At 72.0% G+C, this 18,415-nt stretch carries 13 protein-coding genes and 1 pseudogene; 10 read left to right on the forward strand and 4 right to left on the reverse strand.

Annotated features, from left to right (window positions below):
• Genes bcsB through WT97_RS22320 form a run of 9 tightly spaced genes read left to right on the forward strand, consistent with a single transcriptional unit; the run spans position 1 to position 14,719 of the window.
• Positions 1-2,337 carry a cellulose biosynthesis cyclic di-GMP-binding regulatory protein BcsB gene (gene bcsB / locus WT97_RS22280; RefSeq protein WP_060354447.1) on the forward strand — a complete coding sequence of 779 codons (2,337 nt, stop codon included), beginning with the start codon at positions 1-3 and terminating at the stop codon, positions 2,335-2,337.
• A 3-nt stretch (positions 2,338-2,340) separates the two neighbouring features.
• Positions 2,341-3,570 (forward strand): cellulose synthase complex periplasmic endoglucanase BcsZ, encoded by a 1,230-nt coding sequence (gene bcsZ / locus WT97_RS22285; RefSeq protein ID WP_060354448.1) that lies wholly within the window; start codon positions 2,341-2,343, stop codon positions 3,568-3,570.
• A complete protein-coding gene (locus WT97_RS22290) occupies positions 3,555-7,439 on the forward strand; it encodes a cellulose synthase subunit BcsC-related outer membrane protein (protein WP_060354449.1) in 3,885 nt (1,294 codons plus the stop codon). The genes bcsZ and WT97_RS22290 overlap by 16 nt, the downstream gene beginning before the upstream one ends.
• Before the next feature lie 9 nt (positions 7,440-7,448).
• Complete coding sequence (gene bcsE, locus WT97_RS22295) at positions 7,449-9,413, forward strand: cellulose biosynthesis protein BcsE (RefSeq protein WP_060354450.1); 1,965 nt, start codon at positions 7,449-7,451, stop codon at positions 9,411-9,413.
• Positions 9,410-9,646, forward strand: a complete 237-nt coding sequence (locus WT97_RS22300) for a hypothetical protein (RefSeq protein ID WP_059502086.1) — start codon at positions 9,410-9,412, stop codon at positions 9,644-9,646. The genes bcsE and WT97_RS22300 overlap by 4 nt, the downstream gene beginning before the upstream one ends.
• A complete protein-coding gene (gene bcsQ / locus WT97_RS22305) occupies positions 9,643-10,422 on the forward strand; it encodes a cellulose biosynthesis protein BcsQ (RefSeq protein WP_060354451.1) in 780 nt (259 codons plus the stop codon). Before WT97_RS22300 ends, bcsQ begins: the two co-directional genes overlap by 4 nt.
• Positions 10,419-12,956 (forward strand): UDP-forming cellulose synthase catalytic subunit, encoded by a 2,538-nt coding sequence (bcsA, locus tag WT97_RS22310; RefSeq protein WP_060354459.1) that lies wholly within the window; start codon positions 10,419-10,421, stop codon positions 12,954-12,956. Before bcsQ ends, bcsA begins: the two co-directional genes overlap by 4 nt.
• Positions 12,957-12,983: 27 nt before the next feature.
• Positions 12,984-14,540: a cellulose biosynthesis protein BcsG gene (bcsG, locus tag WT97_RS22315; protein ID WP_060354452.1), complete on the forward strand. Its 1,557-nt coding sequence runs from the start codon at positions 12,984-12,986 to the stop codon at positions 14,538-14,540.
• Entirely contained in the window at positions 14,522-14,719 is a 198-nt protein-coding gene (locus WT97_RS22320; RefSeq protein WP_059502092.1) for a hypothetical protein, read from the forward strand. Before bcsG ends, WT97_RS22320 begins: the two co-directional genes overlap by 19 nt.
• 67 nt (positions 14,720-14,786) lie before the next feature.
• Here WT97_RS22320 and WT97_RS22325 read toward each other — a convergent pair whose 3' ends face one another.
• Genes WT97_RS22325 through WT97_RS22340 form a run of 4 tightly spaced genes read right to left on the reverse strand, consistent with a single transcriptional unit; the run spans position 14,787 to position 18,011 of the window.
• Positions 14,787-15,671, reverse strand: coding sequence for a pirin family protein (locus tag WT97_RS22325; protein ID WP_060354453.1), 885 nt, complete (start codon positions 15,669-15,671; stop codon positions 14,787-14,789).
• A gap of 31 nt (positions 15,672-15,702) precedes the next feature.
• A complete protein-coding gene (locus WT97_RS22330) occupies positions 15,703-16,095 on the reverse strand; it encodes an OsmC family protein (protein WP_060354454.1) in 393 nt (130 codons plus the stop codon).
• 49 nt (positions 16,096-16,144) lie between these two features.
• Positions 16,145-17,725: a sodium:proton antiporter gene (locus tag WT97_RS22335; protein ID WP_060354455.1), complete on the reverse strand. Its 1,581-nt coding sequence runs from the start codon at positions 17,723-17,725 to the stop codon at positions 16,145-16,147.
• Between the two features lie 25 nt (positions 17,726-17,750).
• Positions 17,751-18,011, reverse strand: coding sequence for a XapX domain-containing protein (locus WT97_RS22340; protein ID WP_060354460.1), 261 nt, complete (start codon positions 18,009-18,011; stop codon positions 17,751-17,753).
• Between the two features lie 273 nt (positions 18,012-18,284).
• Here WT97_RS22340 and WT97_RS22345 point away from each other — a divergent pair.
• Positions 18,285-18,415, forward strand: a pseudogene (locus tag WT97_RS22345) (hydrolase); the annotation flags it as partial.

The raw sequence follows: 18,415 nt of genomic DNA on the forward strand, positions 1-18,415 counted from the left end.
ATGAAGCCGGCCGTGTCGCTGTTCGTCCTGGCGGCCGCGATGACCGGCGCTTTCCACGCGGCCGTGCTGTCTGCCGCGCCGATGCCGGCCGCCCCCGCCGCCGCTTCGGCGGTCGCTGCCGGTCACGCGGCGGCGCCCGATGCAGCGCCGGCCGCGGTGCCCGCGGCGGCGCCGACGGCGGCCAGCGCGTCGGCCGCCGGCCTGCCGGCGACGACCGTGCATGTGCCGTTCGCGTCGCTCGGCGCGTTCGATCCGCTCCGCCTGCGCGGCGCCGACGACGCTCGCACGATCAACGCCGGCGTGCGGCTCGATCGCGTGATCACGGGCGCGCGGTTGCGCCTGACCTACGCGTATTCGCCGTCGCTGGTGTTCCCGCTGTCGCACCTGAAGGTGTCGATGAACGGCGAGGTGATCGCGACGGTCCCGTTCGACGCCGCGCGCGCGGGCCGCACGGTGACGCAGGAGATCCCGATCGATCCGCGCTACTTTTCCGATTTCAACCAGATCGGCCTGCGCCTGATCGCGCACTACACGCTCGACCACTGCGAGGATCCGGCGAACTCGGCGCTGTGGGCGGACGTGAGCCCGACGAGCGAGCTGATCCTCGACGAATCGCCGGTGCGCTTGCCGAACGATCTCGCGCTGCTGCCCGCGCCGTTCTTCGACCGGCGCGACAACGGCCGCGTGCGGCTGCCGTTCGTGCTGCCGGCCACGCCCGATTCGGCGACGCTGCGCAGCGCGGGCGTGCTCGCGTCGTGGTTCGGCGCGCTGGCCGACTACCGGCATGCGCGCTTCCCGGTGTCGGCCGCGCTGCCGGCCGACGATCAGGCCGTCGTGGTCGGCACGGCCGCGACGCTGCCGGCCGGTCTCGCGCTGCCGCCGGTGGGCGGCCCGCTGCTCGCGGTCGCCGACAACCCGGCCGCGCCGGGCCGCAAGCTGCTGGTCGTCACGGGCCGCACGGCGGCCGAGGTCGACGACGCGGTCGCGACGCTCGTGCTCGGCCGCGCGGCGCTGTCGGGACCGGCGGCGACGGTCGCGCACGTCGATCTCGGCGCGCCGCGCAAGCCGTACGACGCGCCGCGCTGGCTGCCGGTGAATCGGCCGATCGCGTTCCGCGAACTCGTGAACGACCCGCGCCAGCTGGAAGTGCGCGGCACGACGCCCGACGCGATCCGGCTGAACCTGCGCGTGCCGGCCGATCTGCATTCGTGGAACGGCGCGGGCGTGCCGATCACGCTGCGCTACCGCTATACGGCGCCGACCGTGCAGGACAATTCGACGCTCGCGGTCGAGATCAACGATCAGCTCGTGAAGTCTTACCGGCTCGGGCCGGCTCATGCGGAGGACGCGCACGGTCGCATGCAGCTGCCGCTGCTGGCGGTGCCGGAAGGGCGCGTGACGAGCGACGTCGACATTCCCGCGTTCCGCGTCGGCAGCGGCAATCAGCTGCAGTTCCGCTTCACGCTCGATTCGCAGAAGACGGGCCTGTGTTCGAGCACGGCCACCGAGCCGCAGCGCGCGGCGATCGATCCCGATTCGACGATCGACTTCTCGCACTTCGTCCATTACGCGCAATTGCCGAATCTCGCGTTCTTCGCGAACAGCGGCTTCCCGTTCACGCGCTTCGCGGACCTGTCGCAAACGGCCGTCGTGATGCCCGACCGGCCGTCGCCGCAGGAGCTCGAGGCCTACCTGACGATGCTCGGCCACATGGGCGAATGGACCGGCTTTCCGGCGCTGCGCGTGCAGGTCGCGCGGCCCGGCGACGTCGCCGCGCTGTCGGGGCATAAGGATCTGCTCGTGATCGACGGCTCGCCGGCGTCGCCGCTGCTCGCGCACTGGGGCGCGGCGCTGCCGCTCGCGATCGGCGAGCAGGGCGGTGCGGGTGGCGCGGGCGCGACGCGCGTCGCGTTCACGGTGAAGGAGCGCTGGCGCAACGGCGTAGGCGTCGCCGACGGCGGCGCGCACGTCGAACAGACCGGCCCGCTCGCGGCGCTCGCCGGGTTCGAGCTGCCGGGCAGCCGCGGCCGCAGCGTCGTCGCGCTGACGGCGACCGACCAGCGGCGCCTCGGCGATCTGCTCGACGTGTTCGAGAACGCCGGGCTCGTGTCGCAGTTGCAGGGCGACCTCGCGCTGGTGCGGCCGGGGCAGGTCGACAGCTTGCGGGTTGGCGAGCCGTACGTGGTCGGCTTCGTGCCGTGGTATGCGCGCGTGTGGACGCAGGCGGCGCGGCATCCGGTCGTGCTCGGCGCGGTCGGTGTCGTCGCGGGGCTGCTGCTCGCGCTCGGCGTGTTCAGCGTGCTGCAGCGAATCGCCGCGCGTCGACGGGGGATGTAACGGATGGCGCGGGCAATGACGAAGCGACGGGCAACGCAGCCGGCGCGGCGTGCCGGCGCGACGCTCGCGCTGGCGGTCGCGGTGACGTGCGCGGCGGCTGGCATGGCCACGCGCGCGCACGCCGCGGGGGCCGGTGCAGCCGATGCGGCGGGCGCGGGGTGCGGCGCGGCGTGGCCGCGCTGGGATGCGTTCAAGCGCGATTTCGTCTCGGCCGACGGCCGCGTGATCGATGTCGGCTCGGCCGATTCGCGCACGGTATCGGAGGGGCAGGCGTATGGACTTTTCTTCGCGCTGGTCGCGAACGACCGGCGCATGTTCGACACGATCCTCGCATGGACCGAGAACAATCTCGCGCAGGGCGACCTGAGCGCGCATCTGCCGGCGTGGCTGTGGGGCCGCGCGCCCGACGGCGCGTGGCGCGTGCTCGACGCGAACGCGGCGTCGGACGCCGACCTGTGGATCGCGTATGCGCTCGTCGAGGCCGGACGGCTGTGGCACGAGCGCAGCTATACGGCGCGCGGCGCGCTGCTCGCGAAGCGCGTGCTCGACACCGAGACGGCGACCGTGCCGGGCCTCGGCCTCACGCTGCTGCCGGGGCCGACCGGGTTCAAGCTGGCCAACGGCCAATGGCGCGTGAATCCGAGCTATTCGCCGCCGCAGGTGATCCGCGCGCTCGGCGCGCGGCTGCCCGACGACCGTCGCTGGGCCGCGCTGGCATCCAGCACCGGACGCGTGCTGCTCGACACCGCGCCGAAGGGCTTCTCGCCCGACTGGGCGTTGTATCGCGCGGGCAAGGGTTTCGGGCCCGATCCGGACACGCAGGCGCAGAGCGCTTACAACGCGATCCGCGTGTACTTGTGGGCCGGCATGCTGGACCGCGCCGATCCGCTCGCCGCGCCGCTGCTCGCGCGCTTCGCGCCGTTCGCCGACCATATCGCCGCGCACGGCGCGCCGCCGGAGCGGGTCGATACGACGACGGGCGTCGCGGGGCCGAACGACGGCAACGGCGGATTCTCCGCGGCGGCCGTGCCGTTTCTCGACGCACGCGGCCAGCACGCGCTCGCGGATGCGCAGGCAGCCCGCGTCGACACGCTCGCGCGCCAATCGGCGCCCGGCTATTACACCAGCGTGCTGACGCTGTTCGGCCTCGGCTGGCGCGACGGCCGCTACCGGTTCGGGGCGGACGGCACGCTCGACACCCGCTGGGGAGGCCGTTCGTGCGCCGCCCGCTGAAGTGCGCCGTGCCTCACGTCGCGGGATTCGCGTGGCTCGCGTCGTCGGTGTGCGCGGCGGCGCCGGGCGTGGCGTCGGGCGCGGCGATGGCGAACCCCGCGGCACCGGCGGCCTCGGCTGCGGCCGATGCGCGGCGCGAGCTCGATACCGCGCGGATGTGGGGCATCAAGCATCGCGACGATCTCGCCCGCGATGCGCTGCGCAAGGGCCTGCTGATCGCGCCGGGCGATCCCGAGCTGCTGGCCGAACAGGTGCGCGTGCTGCTGCGGCTCGGCGACGCGAAAGGCGCGCAGGCCTCGCTGGCGCGGCTGCAGGCGCAGGCGCCGAATGCGCCTGCGACGCGGCGGGTGGCCGACGAATACCGCGTCGCGACGAGCGGGCGCGGCGAGATGGCGCAGATCCGGCTGCTCGCGCGCAGCGGCCGCGCCGACGAGGCGGCCCGGCGGATCGTCGCGCTGTTTCCGAACGGCGCGCCGGCGGGGGCGCTCGGCGCCGAGTATTACCAGATCGTGTCGAATGCGCCGGGCGGGCGCGCGCCGGCGATCGCCGCGCTGCGCCGCGCGGTCGCCGCCGATCCGCGCGACACGAGCGCATCGGTCGCGCTCGCGCGGCTGTTGAACCAGCGCGACGACACGCGCGCGGAAGCGAACCGGATCGCAGCGTCGCTCGCGAAACGCGCCGACGCGGACCATACGGAAGCGATGGCGCTGTGGCGGCGCGTGCTGCAGTCGGCCGGCAGCGACCCGGCGTATCTCGATGCGCTGCAGGCCTATCTCGCGCTCGCACCGGACGACACCGAATTCCGCGATCGCGCCGCCGGCCTCGAGCGGCAGCGCGATGCGCAGCGCCGGCTCGAACGCGATCCCGACTACATCGCGCAGCAGCGCGGGTTGCAGGCGCTTGCGCGCGGCGACCTAGCCGCCGCCGATCCGCTGCTTGCGCGCGCCGCGCGCTCGCGCCCGGACGACGCCGATGCGCTGGGCGGGCTCGGCTTGCTGCGTCTGCGCGAAGGGCGGCACGACGAAGCGCGCGCGCTGTTCGCGCGGGCCGCGACGCGTGCGACCGACCAACGCGGCAAATGGCTGGGCCTCGCGCGTACCGCGCAGTTCTGGGGGCTGCTCGCCCAGGGCCGCGAAGCGGCCAGCGCGGGCCGCCCGAAGGATGCCGAACGCGCCGCACGTGCGGCGCTCGCGATGCAGCCGGACAACCCGGACGCGAAGCTGCAGCTCGCCGATGCGCTGCTCGCGCAGCGCGACTGGGCGCAGGCGGAGCCGCTGCTGCGCGGCTTGCTGGCCGCACGCTCGCCGAGCCTGTCGGCCGTGCGCGACACGGCCACGCTGTATGAAAACACCGGCCGTGCGGACCGGATCGGCCCGCTGCTCGACGCGCTGCAAGGGCGCGTGACGGGCACCGACGAGCGCCGCGCGCTCGACGGCCTGCGCGGCGACCTGCTCGCGAAGGAGGCGCGTGCGCTGGCCGACAAGGGCGCACGCGGGCCGGCCGCGCAACGCTACGAGGCGGCCGTGCGCGCGGCGCCCGACGCGCCGTGGACGCGCTTCGCGCTCGCGCGCCTCTATCGCGACATGGGGCTGCCGCAGCTCGGCCGCACGGTGATGGACGACGGGCTTGCACGGAGCGACACGCCCGAGATGCGCTACGCGAGCGCGCTGTACCGCAACTCGCTCGACGATGTCGCGGGCGCGCAGGCCGCGCTCGCGCCGATCGACGATGCGCACCGTTCGGACGGCATGCGCGCGCTGGCGCGCAAGCTCGATGCCGAAAGCGCGCTGGCCGACGCGCGCGGCGCGCATGCCCGCGGCGACCGCGCGGCATTCGCCGCCACGCTCGCGCACGCGCAGGCGAGCGCGCCGGACGATCCCGACATGCTCGCCGCGATCGGCGCGCAGTGGATCGACGCGGGCGAACCCGAGCGCGGCCTCGCGCCGCTGCACGACTGGATCGCCGCGCATCCGCGCGAAGCCGACGCGGACGTGCGGCTGCGCTACGGCGACCTGCTCGGCAGCGCCGGGCGCGACGATGCGCTCGCCGCGTGGCTCGACACGCTGCGCCGCGACCCGGCGCTGACGCCCGCGCAGACGGCGCGGCTCGAGGACCAGTCGCTGCGGCTCGTGCTGCGGCAGACCGACGATGCGATCGCGCGACAGGACTATGCACGGGCGCGCATGCTGCTCGATCGCGCGAGCCCGGCCGGCCGGGCGGACAAGCGTTACGCGCTCGAACTCGCCGATCTCGAACGCGCGCAGGGCCATTACGGCGCCGCGCGCGAGGCGCTCGGGCCGGTCGTGGCGCACACGCCGGACGACGCCGATACGCAGCTCGCGCTCGCGCGGATCGACGAGGACAGCGGCAACCGTGCCGCCGCGCGCGAGCGCGTGCTGGCCGTGCTGGCGCGCACGCCGGACGACGACGTCGACACGCAACTGTCGGCCGTGCGCCGCCTGAACGCGCTGCGTAGCCCGGACGACGCCGCGCTGGTGACCGAGCGGCTGCAGGCCGCGTATCCGGCCCGCGCCGACGTGACGGTCGCGGCCGGGCGTGTGGCCGAGACGCAGGGCCGCTATGACGACGCGGCGTCGCTGTACCGGCTGTCGCGGTCGCAGGAACGCACGACGGGCGTGAGCCCGGGCCGCGACGGGCTCACGCCCGCGCAGGCCGCGTTCGCGGAACTCGAGCAGCGGCGCAATCCCGAGATCGAGACCGGCTGGATGCCCGCATACAAATCGGGCGACGAAGGCATCTCGTCGTATCGCGCGCAGCAGGTGCCGATCTACCTGCAGATGCCGATCCGCTACGACGGGCACGTGTTCGCGCAGATCGACACCGTGCATCTCGACCCTGGCACGCTCGACACGAGCGATCCGGACGCGTATTCGCTGAAGACGTTCGGTACCTATGCGGCGCTCAGGGCACGGACGAATCCGCCGGCCCCCGCGCTGCTCGCGAATCCGCCGGGCTCGCTGCACCAGTCGACGACGGGCGTCGCGCTCGGCGCCGGCTATCTGTCGGATGCGTGGCGCGTCGATCTCGGCACGTCGCCGCTCGGCTTTCCGGTGCATTACCTCGTCGGCGGCGTGCGCTATCGCTTCGACGCGGGCCCCGCGAGCTTCTCCGTGAATGCATCACGGCGGCCGGAAACGAGCAGCGTGCTGTCGTACGCGGGGATGCGCGACCCGTGGACGGGCGCGGTGTGGGGCGGCGTGCGCCGCGACGGCGTGAGCCTGCGCGCGTCGGTCGACGTCGGCCGCACGAACCTGTTCGCGGAACTCGGTGCGGGCGTGCTGTCCGGCCGCAACGTCGAACGCAATGCGGAAGCCACGCTGCGCACCGGCTTCACGGTGCCCGTGTACGAGCGCGCGACGATGAAGGTCAGCACCGGGCTCGTCGGCAATGCGTGGCACTACGCGCAGAACCTGCGCTACTACACGTACGGGCAGGGCGGTTACTACAGTCCGCAGCGCTATCTGTCGCTCGGCGTGCCGATCGAATGGGCGGGGCGGCACGATGCGCTGTCGTGGGACCTGACCGTCACGGGCGGGATCTCGAACAGCTACGAGAAGGATTCGCCGTATTACCCGACGTTCTCCGATCAGCGCGCCGCGCAGGTGGCGGCCGGGTTCGTGTACGCGGGCAGTTCGACGCGCGGCGTGTCGTTCTCGTACGGCGTGAACGGCATCTTCGAATATCGCGTGAACCCGCACCTGAGCGTCGGCGCGCAGTTGCACGTCGACCGGTCGCACGACTATGCGCCGAGCTCGGCGCTCGTCTACCTGCGCTATGCGTTCGACGCACGCGCGCCGCGCAACTGGCTCGTGACGCCGACGCCCGTGCGGCTTTATTCGGATTACTAGGGGAACGTCGTGAATACGGAATTCGATGCCGCCCGCTCCGCGCCCGGCGCCACCGGCCTGGCCGACCGCCTGCGCGCGCTGTTGCGCGTGGGGCCGGGGGGCGGCCGCGCCGGCGCATTGAGCCGGCTCGCGATCGACGGTTTGCCCGACACGTGGACGCAACTGGAAGCCGGCGGCCTTTATGCGATCTACGCGGCCGGCGGCACGCCGGCATGCGATGCGCTCGTATGGGAAAGCGCGCGCCAGGCGCGCACGCGCGACGTCACGATCGTATTGGCGCGCGATCCGGCGCGCGTCGCCGCGCAGATGGCATCGCTCGGTTTCGCGGGAGGCGCACAGCCGGCCGGCTGGCCGCGCAACCTGAACGTGCTGGCGATGCCGGCGGCGGCCCAGCCGGCCGACGACGGCGCCGACGCCGGCTTGGCCGGCAACGCGCCGCGCCGCGCGGCGCCGGGCGCGTTCGCGCGGCTGACCGGCGGCTTGCGCGCGATGAAGCGCTACGGGCTGCATGCGCGTTCGCTGTATTTCGTCGAAGGCGCACAGCGCTGGTTCAGCTGGGACGATCCGGCCGCGCTCGCGGACGAAGCGTACGCACTGGCCGACTGGTGCCGCGCGCGCCGGATCGCGCTCGTGCTTTTGCTCGACCCGGAAGCGACCCGTGCGGGCGGCGCCGCCCGCGCCGACGATGCGCCGCTCGTGCGCGATGCGGATCGCACGCAGCGCGGCGACTTCCACGGTATCTGTTCGGGCGTCGCGCAGTTGCAGCGCACGCACGGCGAGCTGCTGTGGGTCGTCGATTTCTGGCGCGCGGGCGACACGCTCGCAGCCGGCGAGGTGCGGCCGCTGCGCTTCGCGCCGGGCGGCCGGCTGTCGGCGAACGTCGATGGCGGCGCGACCGAACCGGCGCGGCGGATGAAGCTCGCGCACGACGAGGATCGCGTGGTGGTCAGCCGCGCGGTGCTCGACGGTGCGAGCCGCGTGCCGGACGGCTGGGAAATCGTCGACGACAACGCGGCCGTCGCCGCCGCGTGCGCGCATGCGCAGGCCGCCACCGCGGTGCTCGCGTTCCGTTCGCATCCGCAACTCGAAGCGCTGTGCGCGGACGTGCACGCGCTGCGCCGGCAGTGCGGCGGCGCGCTGAAGATCGCGGTCGTCGAGCGCGGCGAGGTGCTGCGCCAGCAGTTCGAGGTGCTCGTGCTGAGCGTCGGCGCGAACCGCGTCGTCGCGCGCGATCTGCCCGCCTCGCGGATGCAGGCCGCCGTGCACGCGCTGCACGGCCAGCTTTACGCGCGGCCCGTCGCGGCCGACTATCGTGCGGCGCTCGCGGCCGCGCTCGGCGATTCGGTGCTCGGCTATCTGCCGGTCGGCGCGTTCTGCCAGCGGGTTCGCGCGGTGCTCGACCGCGGCGCGGTGCTCGCGCTGCCGCATACGCTCGCGAAGCTCGCGCTGTTGCCGGGCGTGTCGCACGTCGACGCGCTGCGACACTGCCGGCCGCGCCGCACGGGCGACATCGTGACGGCCGATGCCGGACACCTGTTCGTGTTCCTGTTCGCGTGCGAGCCGGTCGACGCCGACGACGCGCTCGCGCGGATCTTCGACGTGCCGGTCGATACGCTGTCCGACCGCGTCGTATGCCTCGGACAGGGCAGCATCGACACCGAGCTCGACGCGCTGACGGCCGAGAATCGGCGTGCGCCGATCGCCGACTACAGCGACCTGTTCGCGGCGACGCAGCCGGCGGGCGGCGCGCGCGCCGCTCGCGGCGCGGCGTTGCCCGACGCGAGCGAGGTGAGCGACGCGATCGATGCGATCGATACCGTCGTCGCGCTCGACGCGATGGGCGTGCCGCAGGCGTCCGCGCCCGCGCCCGCGCCCGCCGTCGCCCCCGCGGCGCCGGACCCCGTCGTTCCCGCCGCGCGTGCGCGCGGCGCCGTCCGCAGCGCGATGCCGCTGCGCAAGCAGGAGGACGCATGATCGCCGACCTCGTCATCGGCTTCGTCGTCGGTATCGCGATTGCGGTGCCGGTGTGGATCGTCGCGCAGCACCTCGGCATCGGCCGCGGCTTTTCCGCGCCGCGCGGCATCGACCGGCGCGACGCGGTACCGTGCGAACTCGTGCCTGTCGTGCTGCGCGGCCGCCTGCTGCCGGGCGCCGGCGGCGATGATCGCGACAACCGCGACAATCGCGACAGCGAGGCGGCACGATGAAGACGATCGCCGTTGCTTCGACGACGGGCGGCGCGGGCCGCACGACGCTCGCCGCCGCGCTCGCGGTGCTGCTCGCGCGCCGCGGCCGGCCGGTCGTCGCCGTCGAATTCGATGCACAGAACCTGATGGGCGCGGCGCTCGGCCTCGACACGCTGGCCGAACACGGTCTCGCGCACAGCCTGCTGGGCGGCGCCGAGCCGTGGCACGCGCACACGTGGCGCAACACCGACGGCGTGCTGTTCGTGCCGTACGGGCAGGTCGATGCGGCCGGGGCTGCCGCGTGCGATGCGCGGCTCGCGGCCGATCCGGCCTGGCTGTCGCGCGCGCTCGACGAGATCGCGTTGCCGCCCGACGGCGTCGTGCTGATCGACACCGCCCGCTATCCGTCGCCGCAGGCCGGGCAGGCGATCCGGTGCGCGGACCTGACGCTCGTCGTCGTGCCGCCCGAGCCGGCCGCCTGCGCGACGACGGCCGCGCGGCTCGGCGCGTTGCGGGCCGGCCGTGGCGAACTGCAGATCGTCGTGAACCGGCTGAACCCGGCGCGCGACATGCAGCGCGACGCGCTGGCGATGCTGCGCGCGGTCGCCGGGCCGGCATCGATGCTCGAGCAGCGCATCCACGTCGACGCGGCGGTGCCCGAAGCGCTCGCGCGCGGCAGCTGGATCTTCGACGACGCGCCTTATTCGCAGGCGTCGCACGACCTGAACGGCGTCGCGAACTGGGTCGATGCATGGCTCGCGGCGGCCGTCGCGGGCCGTGCCGGAGCGGCGCGATGAAGGCCGCGCTCGCGTCGCGACTGCGCGCGTTCGGCCGTCGGGCGGCCGACTGGTGCGCGCGCGGCATCGGGCTGCCGGCGCAACGCACGCGGGTCGACTGGCTCGTGCGGCTGTTCTTCCACGCACCGCCGCCCGGCCGGCCCGATCGCGTGCGCCGCTGGGTGCGCGTCGCGTTCCTGAGGCTCGCACGAGACTGGGGCGTGCTGCAGCCGCTCAGCGTGCGCGAATGGCTGTGGCGCGCGATCGTGCGCGCTCCGCGCGCGGCCGACGGCCGTCCCGTGCACGATCCGCTCGCGTGGTTCGACACGTTCGTGGTGCCCGTCTACGTGGCCGGGCGCGCGCTCGGGCGGCGCGTCGACGCGATGCTCGAGCGTCTGCCGTGGGCGCGCTGGGGCGGCTGGCTCGATGCGCGCGCGAACGGCGTCGGCCGGCGCCGCTGGCTCGCGCCGCTGCTGCTCGCGGCCGGCGCGGTGCTGTGGGCGGCGGCCGGGATGTCGCCGCTGATGCCCGGCGCGCAGTTCGCGTTCTTCGCGATCGTCGCGGTGCTCGCGCTCGCGCTGCGCCGGCTGCCCGGCCACCTGCCGACCCTCGCGCTCGCGTCGCTCGCGCTGCTGGCGGCCGTGCGCTACGTGTGGTGGCGCACGACCCAGACGCTCGATTTTCGCGGCCCGGTCGAAGCCGTCGCCGGCTATCTGCTGTACGGCGCCGAAGCCTATACGTGGATGATCCTGCTGCTCGGCTTCGTGCAGACCGCGTGGCCGCTCGATCGGCCGATCGTGCCGCTGCCCGACGATCCGGATACCTGGCCGACCGTCGACGTCTATATCCCGACCTACAACGAGCCGCTGTCGGTCGTGAAGCCGACGGTGTTCGCCGCGCAGAGCATCGACTGGCCGAGCGCGAAGCTGCGCGTGTACCTGCTCGACGACGGCCGGCGTCCGGCGTTCGCGGCATTCGCGGCCGAGGCCGGCATCGACTATCTGACGCGCGACGACAACCGCCACGCGAAGGCCGGCAACATCAACCGTGCGCTGCCGCAAACGCACGGCGAGTACATCGCGATCTTCGACTGCGATCACGTGCCGACCCGCTCGTTCCTGCAGACGACGATGGGCGTGTTCCTGCGCGACCCGAAGTGTGCGCTCGTGCAGACGCCACACCATTTCTTCTCGCCCGATCCGTTCGAGCGCAACCTCGGCACGTTCCGCGAGGTGCCGAACGAGGGCAACCTGTTCTACGGCCTCGTTCAATCGGGCAACGACCTGTGGAACGCGACGTTCTTCTGCGGATCGTGCGCGGTGCTCAAGCGCAGCGCGCTGGAAGAGGTCGGCGGCGTCGCGGTCGAGACCGTGACCGAGGATGCGCATACGGCGCTCAAGCTGCATCGGCGCGGCTACACGTCGGCGTACCTGCCGACCGTGCAGGCGGCCGGCCTCGCGACCGAGAGCCTCGCCGGCCACGTGAAGCAGCGCACGCGCTGGGCGCGCGGGATGGCGCAGATCTTCCGCATCGACAACCCGTTCCTCGGGCGCGGGCTCGGCCTGATCCAGCGGATCTGCTACGGCAACGCGATGCTGCATTTCTTCTACGGGATTCCGCGGTTGGTATTCCTGACGATCCCGCTCGCATACCTGTTCTTCCACCTGTACTTCATCAACGCGTCGTCGCTCGCGCTCGCGAGCTACGTGATCCCGTATCTCGTGCTCGCGAACATCGCGAATTCGCGGATGCAGGGGCGCTACCGGCATTCGTTCTGGGCCGAGGTCTACGAATCGGTGCTCGCGTGGTACATCGCGCTGCCGACCACCGTCGCGTTCTTCAGCCCGAAGCACGGCAAGTTCAACGTGACCGACAAGGGCGGCAAGATCGACGAAGGTTACGTCGACTGGTCGACGTCGAAGCCGTATCTCGTGCTGTTCGCGCTGAACGTGCTCGCGATCGTCGCCGGCCTGTGGCGGCTCGTGACCGAGCGGGGCGACGAGGCGTCGACGATCCTGATCACGCTCGGCTGGACCGTGTACAACCTCGCGATGCTCGGCGCGGCGCTGGCCGTCGCGCGCGAGACGAAGCAGGTGCGCGTCACGCACCGGATCGCGATGCGGGTGCCGGCGATGCTGCTGCTCGCCGACGGCTCGACCGCCGCATGCTTCACGAGCGACTACTCGACCGGTGGCCTCGGCCTCGAAGCGGTGCCGGGGCTGCCGCTCGCCGTCGGCGACACGCTGACGGTGTGCGTGACGCGCGGCGACCGCGCGTTTCCGTTCCCGGTGCGCGTGACCCGTGCGACGCCGACCCACGTCGGCGTGAGCTTCGAGGAACTGACGCTCGAGCAGGAGCGCCAGCTCGTGCAATGCACGTTCGGCCGCGCGGATGCGTGGCTCGACTGGCACGAAGGCGCGCGGCCCGACACGCCGCTCGGCGGACTCAAGGAAGTGCTGCGGATCGGGCTGGACGGCTATGTACGGATGTGGAAGGGTGCGGCGCGCGGCCTGCAGGCCATGCTCGCGCCGAAACTCGATCGCGCGCGCGACTGACGCGGCGCGCATCATGGAGTGGGTTAGATGACGTTCTGGAATCTGTATTTCATCCTGAAGTTCGCGCTGTTCGCGACCGGGCACCTGCAGCCGTTCTGGCTCGCGAACCTCGCGTTCGCGGTGGCGCTGGCGGCGAGCGCGCCGCTGCGGTCGCGCGCGTGGCGCATCGTCCGGCAGGTCGTGGCGATCGCGATCGCGGTGCCGCTGCTCGCGCGCGAGCTGCATGCGCCCCCGCTCGCCCGTCTCGCGGAGGCCGTGCGCGAGGTCAGCACGTTCCGCCTCGACTACTGGATGGAGCTGTTGCCGCGCCTGTTGCCGCCCGTGCTGGCGCTGACGATCGTCGGCGTGCTGATCGGCTATTTCATCGTCAACCGCTGGCTGCGCGTCGCGACGTTCGTGGTGGTCGCGCTGGTCGCGATGCCGATGTGGCAGGCCGGCAGCGGGCTGATGGCGCGCGTCGCCGCGCCGGCCCAGCAGCAGGCGAGCGCGGCGGGCGCCACCCGCGTCGACCAGCCCGAGGATCGCAACGCGGCGCTCGCGACGTTCCGCACGCAGGAGTCGCAGCGGCAGGTCGCGTTCGGCCATCTCGGCAGCGATCCGGCCGCGCAGTTCGACGTGATCGTGCTGCATATCTGCTCGCTGTCGTGGGACGACCTCGATGTGGCGAAGGTGCGCAACCATCCGATGCTGAGCCACTTCGACTACCTGTTCACGAACTTCAGCACGGCCGCGAGCTACAGCGGCCCGGCGGCGATCCGCGTGCTGCGCGCGAGCTGCGGGCAGGAAGCGCATGCGGACCTGTACAAGCCCGCGCCGCAGCAGTGCCACCTGTTCTCGCAACTGGCGGGCGCCGGCTACACGGTGCAGTCGCTGCTGAACCACGACGGCCATTTCGACAATTTCCTGCAGGTGATCCACGACAACATCGGCGTGGCCGATGCGCCGATGATCTCGAACGCGGCCGCGCCGGTCGCGATGCACGCGTTCGACGGCTCGGCGATCAAGGAAGACTATGCGACGCTCGCCAACTGGTACGCGCAGCGCGCGGCGGTGCCGGGGCCGGTCGCGCTGTACTACAACACGATCAGCCTGCACGACGGCAACCGCGTGGTCGGCAGCGCGCTGACGAGCATCGACTCGTATCCGCAGCGCGCGACGAAGCTGATGACCGACTTTGACCGGCTCGCCGACCTGATCGCGCAATCGGGCCGCCGCGCGGTGATCGTGTTCGTGCCCGAGCACGGCGCCGCGTTGCGCGGCGACAAGAACCAGGTCGCGGGGCTGCGCGAGATTCCGACGCCGCGCATCGTGCATGGGCCGGTCGGCGTGCGGCTCGTCGGTTTCGCCGGCAATCACGGCGCGACGACCGTGATCGAGCAGCCGACCAGCTTCCTCGCGCTCGCGCAATTGCTGTCGAACCTCGTGTCGAACAGCCCGTTCAAGCCGGGCGCGACGCTCGCGCAATACGCGACCGATTTGCCGCGTACGCGGATGATCGGCGAGAACGAGGGCACGGTGACGATGCAGACGGCCGCGGGTTACGCGGTCAAGACTCCGGACGGCGTATGGATCGACGAACAGTAACGATTACCGGCGAAGGCGACGACGATCGTCTGTCGCAACCGAACGACGTGATCGGCCTCGCGCGGCATCTGCCCGCGCTCGATCCCGAGCGCTACGTCGACGAACAGGCGCGCCGCGCGTTCGACGCGTCGCTCGAACGCTGGCCGACGCTCGCGAAGCTGATGGGATTGAAGCGGTAAATGCACGACGATCGGCACGACGGCCGGAATGGCTGCCGGCCGTCGTCGGTGCGTCGGGACGGGACGCTTATTGCGTCTTGCGTTCCGGCTGGCGCGTCCATTCGCTTTCTTCGCCCGGCACCTTGCCGAACGTCTGATCGGCCCACGCGGCACGTGCGGCGTCGATCTTCGCGCGTTGGCTCGACACGAAATTCCATTCGATGAACCGCTCGCCCGGCAGGTGTGCGCCGCCGAGCAGCATCACGCGTGCGCCGTGCGTGCACGCGAGCGCGACGGTCGCGCCCGGTTCGAGTACGGCCATCGTCGCGCTCGCGAGCGGCGTGCCGTCGACGGTGAGATCGCCATCGACCAGATACACGCCGCGTTCGTCGTGCTCCGCATCGAGTGCGAGCCGTGCGCCCGGCGCGAATTCGGCCACCGCATAGAGTGTCGGCGAGAACACGGCGACCGGCGACGCGCGCCCGAACGCGGTGCCCGCGATCACGCGCACGGTCACGCCGTCGCGCGTGAACGACGGTAGCGTGTGGGCCGCGTGGTGAACGAACGCGGGCGCGGTGTCTTCATGCTCGACCGGCAGCGCGACCCAGGTCTGGATCCCGTGCACCGGCTGCTCGTGCGGCCGATCCTCGTCGGGCGAGCGCTCCGAATGCACGATGCCGCGGCCGGCCGTCATCCAGTTCACGTCGCCCGGCACGATCTTCTGCCGGAAGCCGAGGCTGTCGTGATGCATCAGCGAGCCCTCGAACAGGTAGGTGACGGTCGCGAGCCCGATGTGCGGATGCGGCAGCACGTCGATGCCGCGGCCGGCCGGCAACACGGCCGGCCCCATCTCGTCGAAGAAGATGAACGGGCCGACGAGGCGCGCCGCGCGCGCGGGCAGCACGCGCCGCACGACGAGGTTGCCGATATCGCTTTCGCGCGGCGTGAGCAGGGTCTTGATCGAGGCGGACATGGTGGGCTGGGTCGTGGTCAGGGGGAATGCGTCAGGCGATCGCCGTATCGATCGCGATCGGATGCGTGAGGATCTTGTGCACCGGGCAGGCATTCGCGATCTGCAGCAGGCGTTCGCGCTGCTCGTCGGTCAGGTCGCCGTCGAGCGTGATGCGGCGCACGATCGTGCTGCCCGCGCTGCCCGCTTCGTGCGCGAGCTTCACGTGCACTTCGTCGAGCGGCCAGCCTTTTCGTTGCGCGTACATCTTCAGCGTGATCGCGGTGCACGCACCGAGACTCGACAGCAGCAGCGCGACCGGCGTCGGCGCCGCATCGCCGCCGCCGAGCGACGCGGGTTCGTCGGCGCGCCACTGATGGACGCCATCGCTGAAGTGGACGAGGTAATCGACCGGGCCGATGCTCGCTTCGACGGACAGTTCGCTCATTGCGGTTCCAGGTGGGGAAAGGGGACGGGCCGGCCGGGCAGGCCGGGCGTTACGGTTCGAGCAGGCGCTGCAGCCGCAGCTCCTCGAAATCGAGCTCCGATTCTATGCGGTGCAGCACCGCGTCGTCGACCTTGCCGTCGCGATGCAGGTCGAGCAGCGCGCCGCGCGACACGCCAACCAGTTCGAGCTCGACGCGCAGCATCCGCGCGCGTACGTCCGCGGGCGCCGCTCCGTCGCGGTGCGCGCGTTCGTTGAACGCGACGCGGTTGCGGTATTCGGTCAGCAGCCGGTCGAGCGATGCACGTTCGAGGCCGGCGCCGCGCTGTTCGCGCGCATCGAGTTCGGCGAGCGCCGCGCCGAACGTGTGCGCACGCACCGCGTGTTCGGACATCGTGCGGCGCCCGGCCGGGCGCAGCTTCAGTGCGCGGATCAGCGGCGCGAGCGTGCCGCCCTGCACGACGAGCGTCGCGATGATCAGCAGGAACGTGCTGAACAGGATCAGGTCGCGGCCGGGGAAGGTGGCGGGCAGCGCGATCGCGGCCGCGAGGCTCACGACGCCGCGCATGCCCGACCAGCCGAGCACGACGGCCTCGCGCCACGACCACGGCGCGTGGCCCGTGCGCCGGGCGCGCAGGCGGCCCGGCAGCCACATCGCGACGAACACCCACACCACGCGCGCGCCGATCGCGGCGGCCGTCGCCGGCAGCGCGACCCGCAGCCCGGCCGTCAGCACCGCGCCTTCGTGGTTCACGCGCGCGAGGATCGCGTGCAGCGCGAGGCCGATCAGGATGAACACGAGCGCGTCGAGCACGAACACGATCGCTTCCCACGTCGCCTTCGCCTTGATCCGCATGTCGGCGTCGAACACGCGATGCTGGCGCACGCCCAGCACGAGGCCGCAGGTGACGACCGACAGCACGCCCGAGCCGTCGACGGCTTCCGCGATCCCGTAACTGCCCCATGCCATCGCGAAGGTCACGACGATGCCGAGCATCGGCTCGCGCAGGCGTTGCAGCACCCAGCACATCGCATGACCGCATGCGAGGCCGACTGCGATGCCGATCAGCGTGAGCGAGAAGAACAGGCCGGTGGCGCTCGCCGCCGTGATCGACGCGGCGAGTGCGGCCGACACGGCCATCTGGTACAGCAGCAGGCCCGACGCATCGTTGACGAGGCTTTCGCCTTCGAGCACCGCGACGAGCCGTGCGGGCAGCGGGTGGCGCTGCAGGATCGCTTTCGCGGCGACCGCGTCGGGCGGCGACACGATCGCGCCGAGCGTGAAGCACGCGGCCCACGGCAGCGCGGGATTCGCCGCATGCACGGCGAGCGCGACCGCGACGGTCGTGAACGCCACGGCCCCGAGCGCGAGCGACGCGATCGATGCGAGTTCCTGCCGGAATTCCTTCCACGCGGTGTAGAAGCCGCTCGACATCAACAGCGGCGGCAGCACTGCCGCGAGCAGCAGCGCCGGGTCCATGTCGGGCACGCGCTTGCCGGCGACGGCGACCACGCAGCCGCCGAGCAGCAGCACGACGGCCGGCGGAATCGAGATCCGCTCGGCGAGCCACGTGAGGGCGCCCGCGCCGCAGATCAACAGCAGCAGGTAATGGAACAGCTCGACGTTGGTCATGCGTGGCGGGCGGCGATGGGGTGGATCACGAAGGCTTGCGGTCGTTCGCGGCGCCGCCCGGCAGCGCGCCGAACATGTGCTGGCTGCACTTGGCATCGCGCCATGCGGTGTGCAGCCGGTGGCCGGACAGCACGCGCCGCGCGACCGGCAGGACCTGTTCGCCGGCCAGCATGCCGAGCAGGCCGACGAGCGCGATGACCGGCGGCGCGGGCGAGTTCACGCCGATCGCGCCGTAGATGACGCCGGCGAGGATGCCGGCGAGCAGCGACAAGACATACGGTTTCATGGTGCGCCTGGTGGTGGCCGAGCGGCGCCGGAGCGGCACCGTCAAAGTCTTGAAAGCGTATCGGGTTTGCGTGAAGAAAAAAAGGGCGGGCAGCCCCGAACGGGCATCCATTCGGGAATCGGATCGATTCCGTTTCTTGGGTGTTCGCGCCGTGCGTTTGCGGCTTAAATATTGCCGCGCGGATGACGATCCGGCGCCGACGCATTCCGGGCTCCTCCCGCTGTCGCGGTCGAGGCAGGCCCCTCTTTTATCGTTCACAGGACTCCATTCGCCATGAGCAACCCGAAGCTTGAAGTACTGACGCCGCAGAACAGCCAGTTGATCTTTATCGACCAGCAGCCGCAGATGGCGTTCGGCGTGCAGTCGATCGATCGCCAGACGCTGAAGAACAACGTCGTCGGGCT

Origin of the sequence: Burkholderia sp. MSMB1459WGS, from assembly GCF_001534535.1 — a bacterium.
In the GTDB taxonomy this organism is placed as follows: Bacteria; Pseudomonadota; Gammaproteobacteria; order Burkholderiales; family Burkholderiaceae; genus Burkholderia.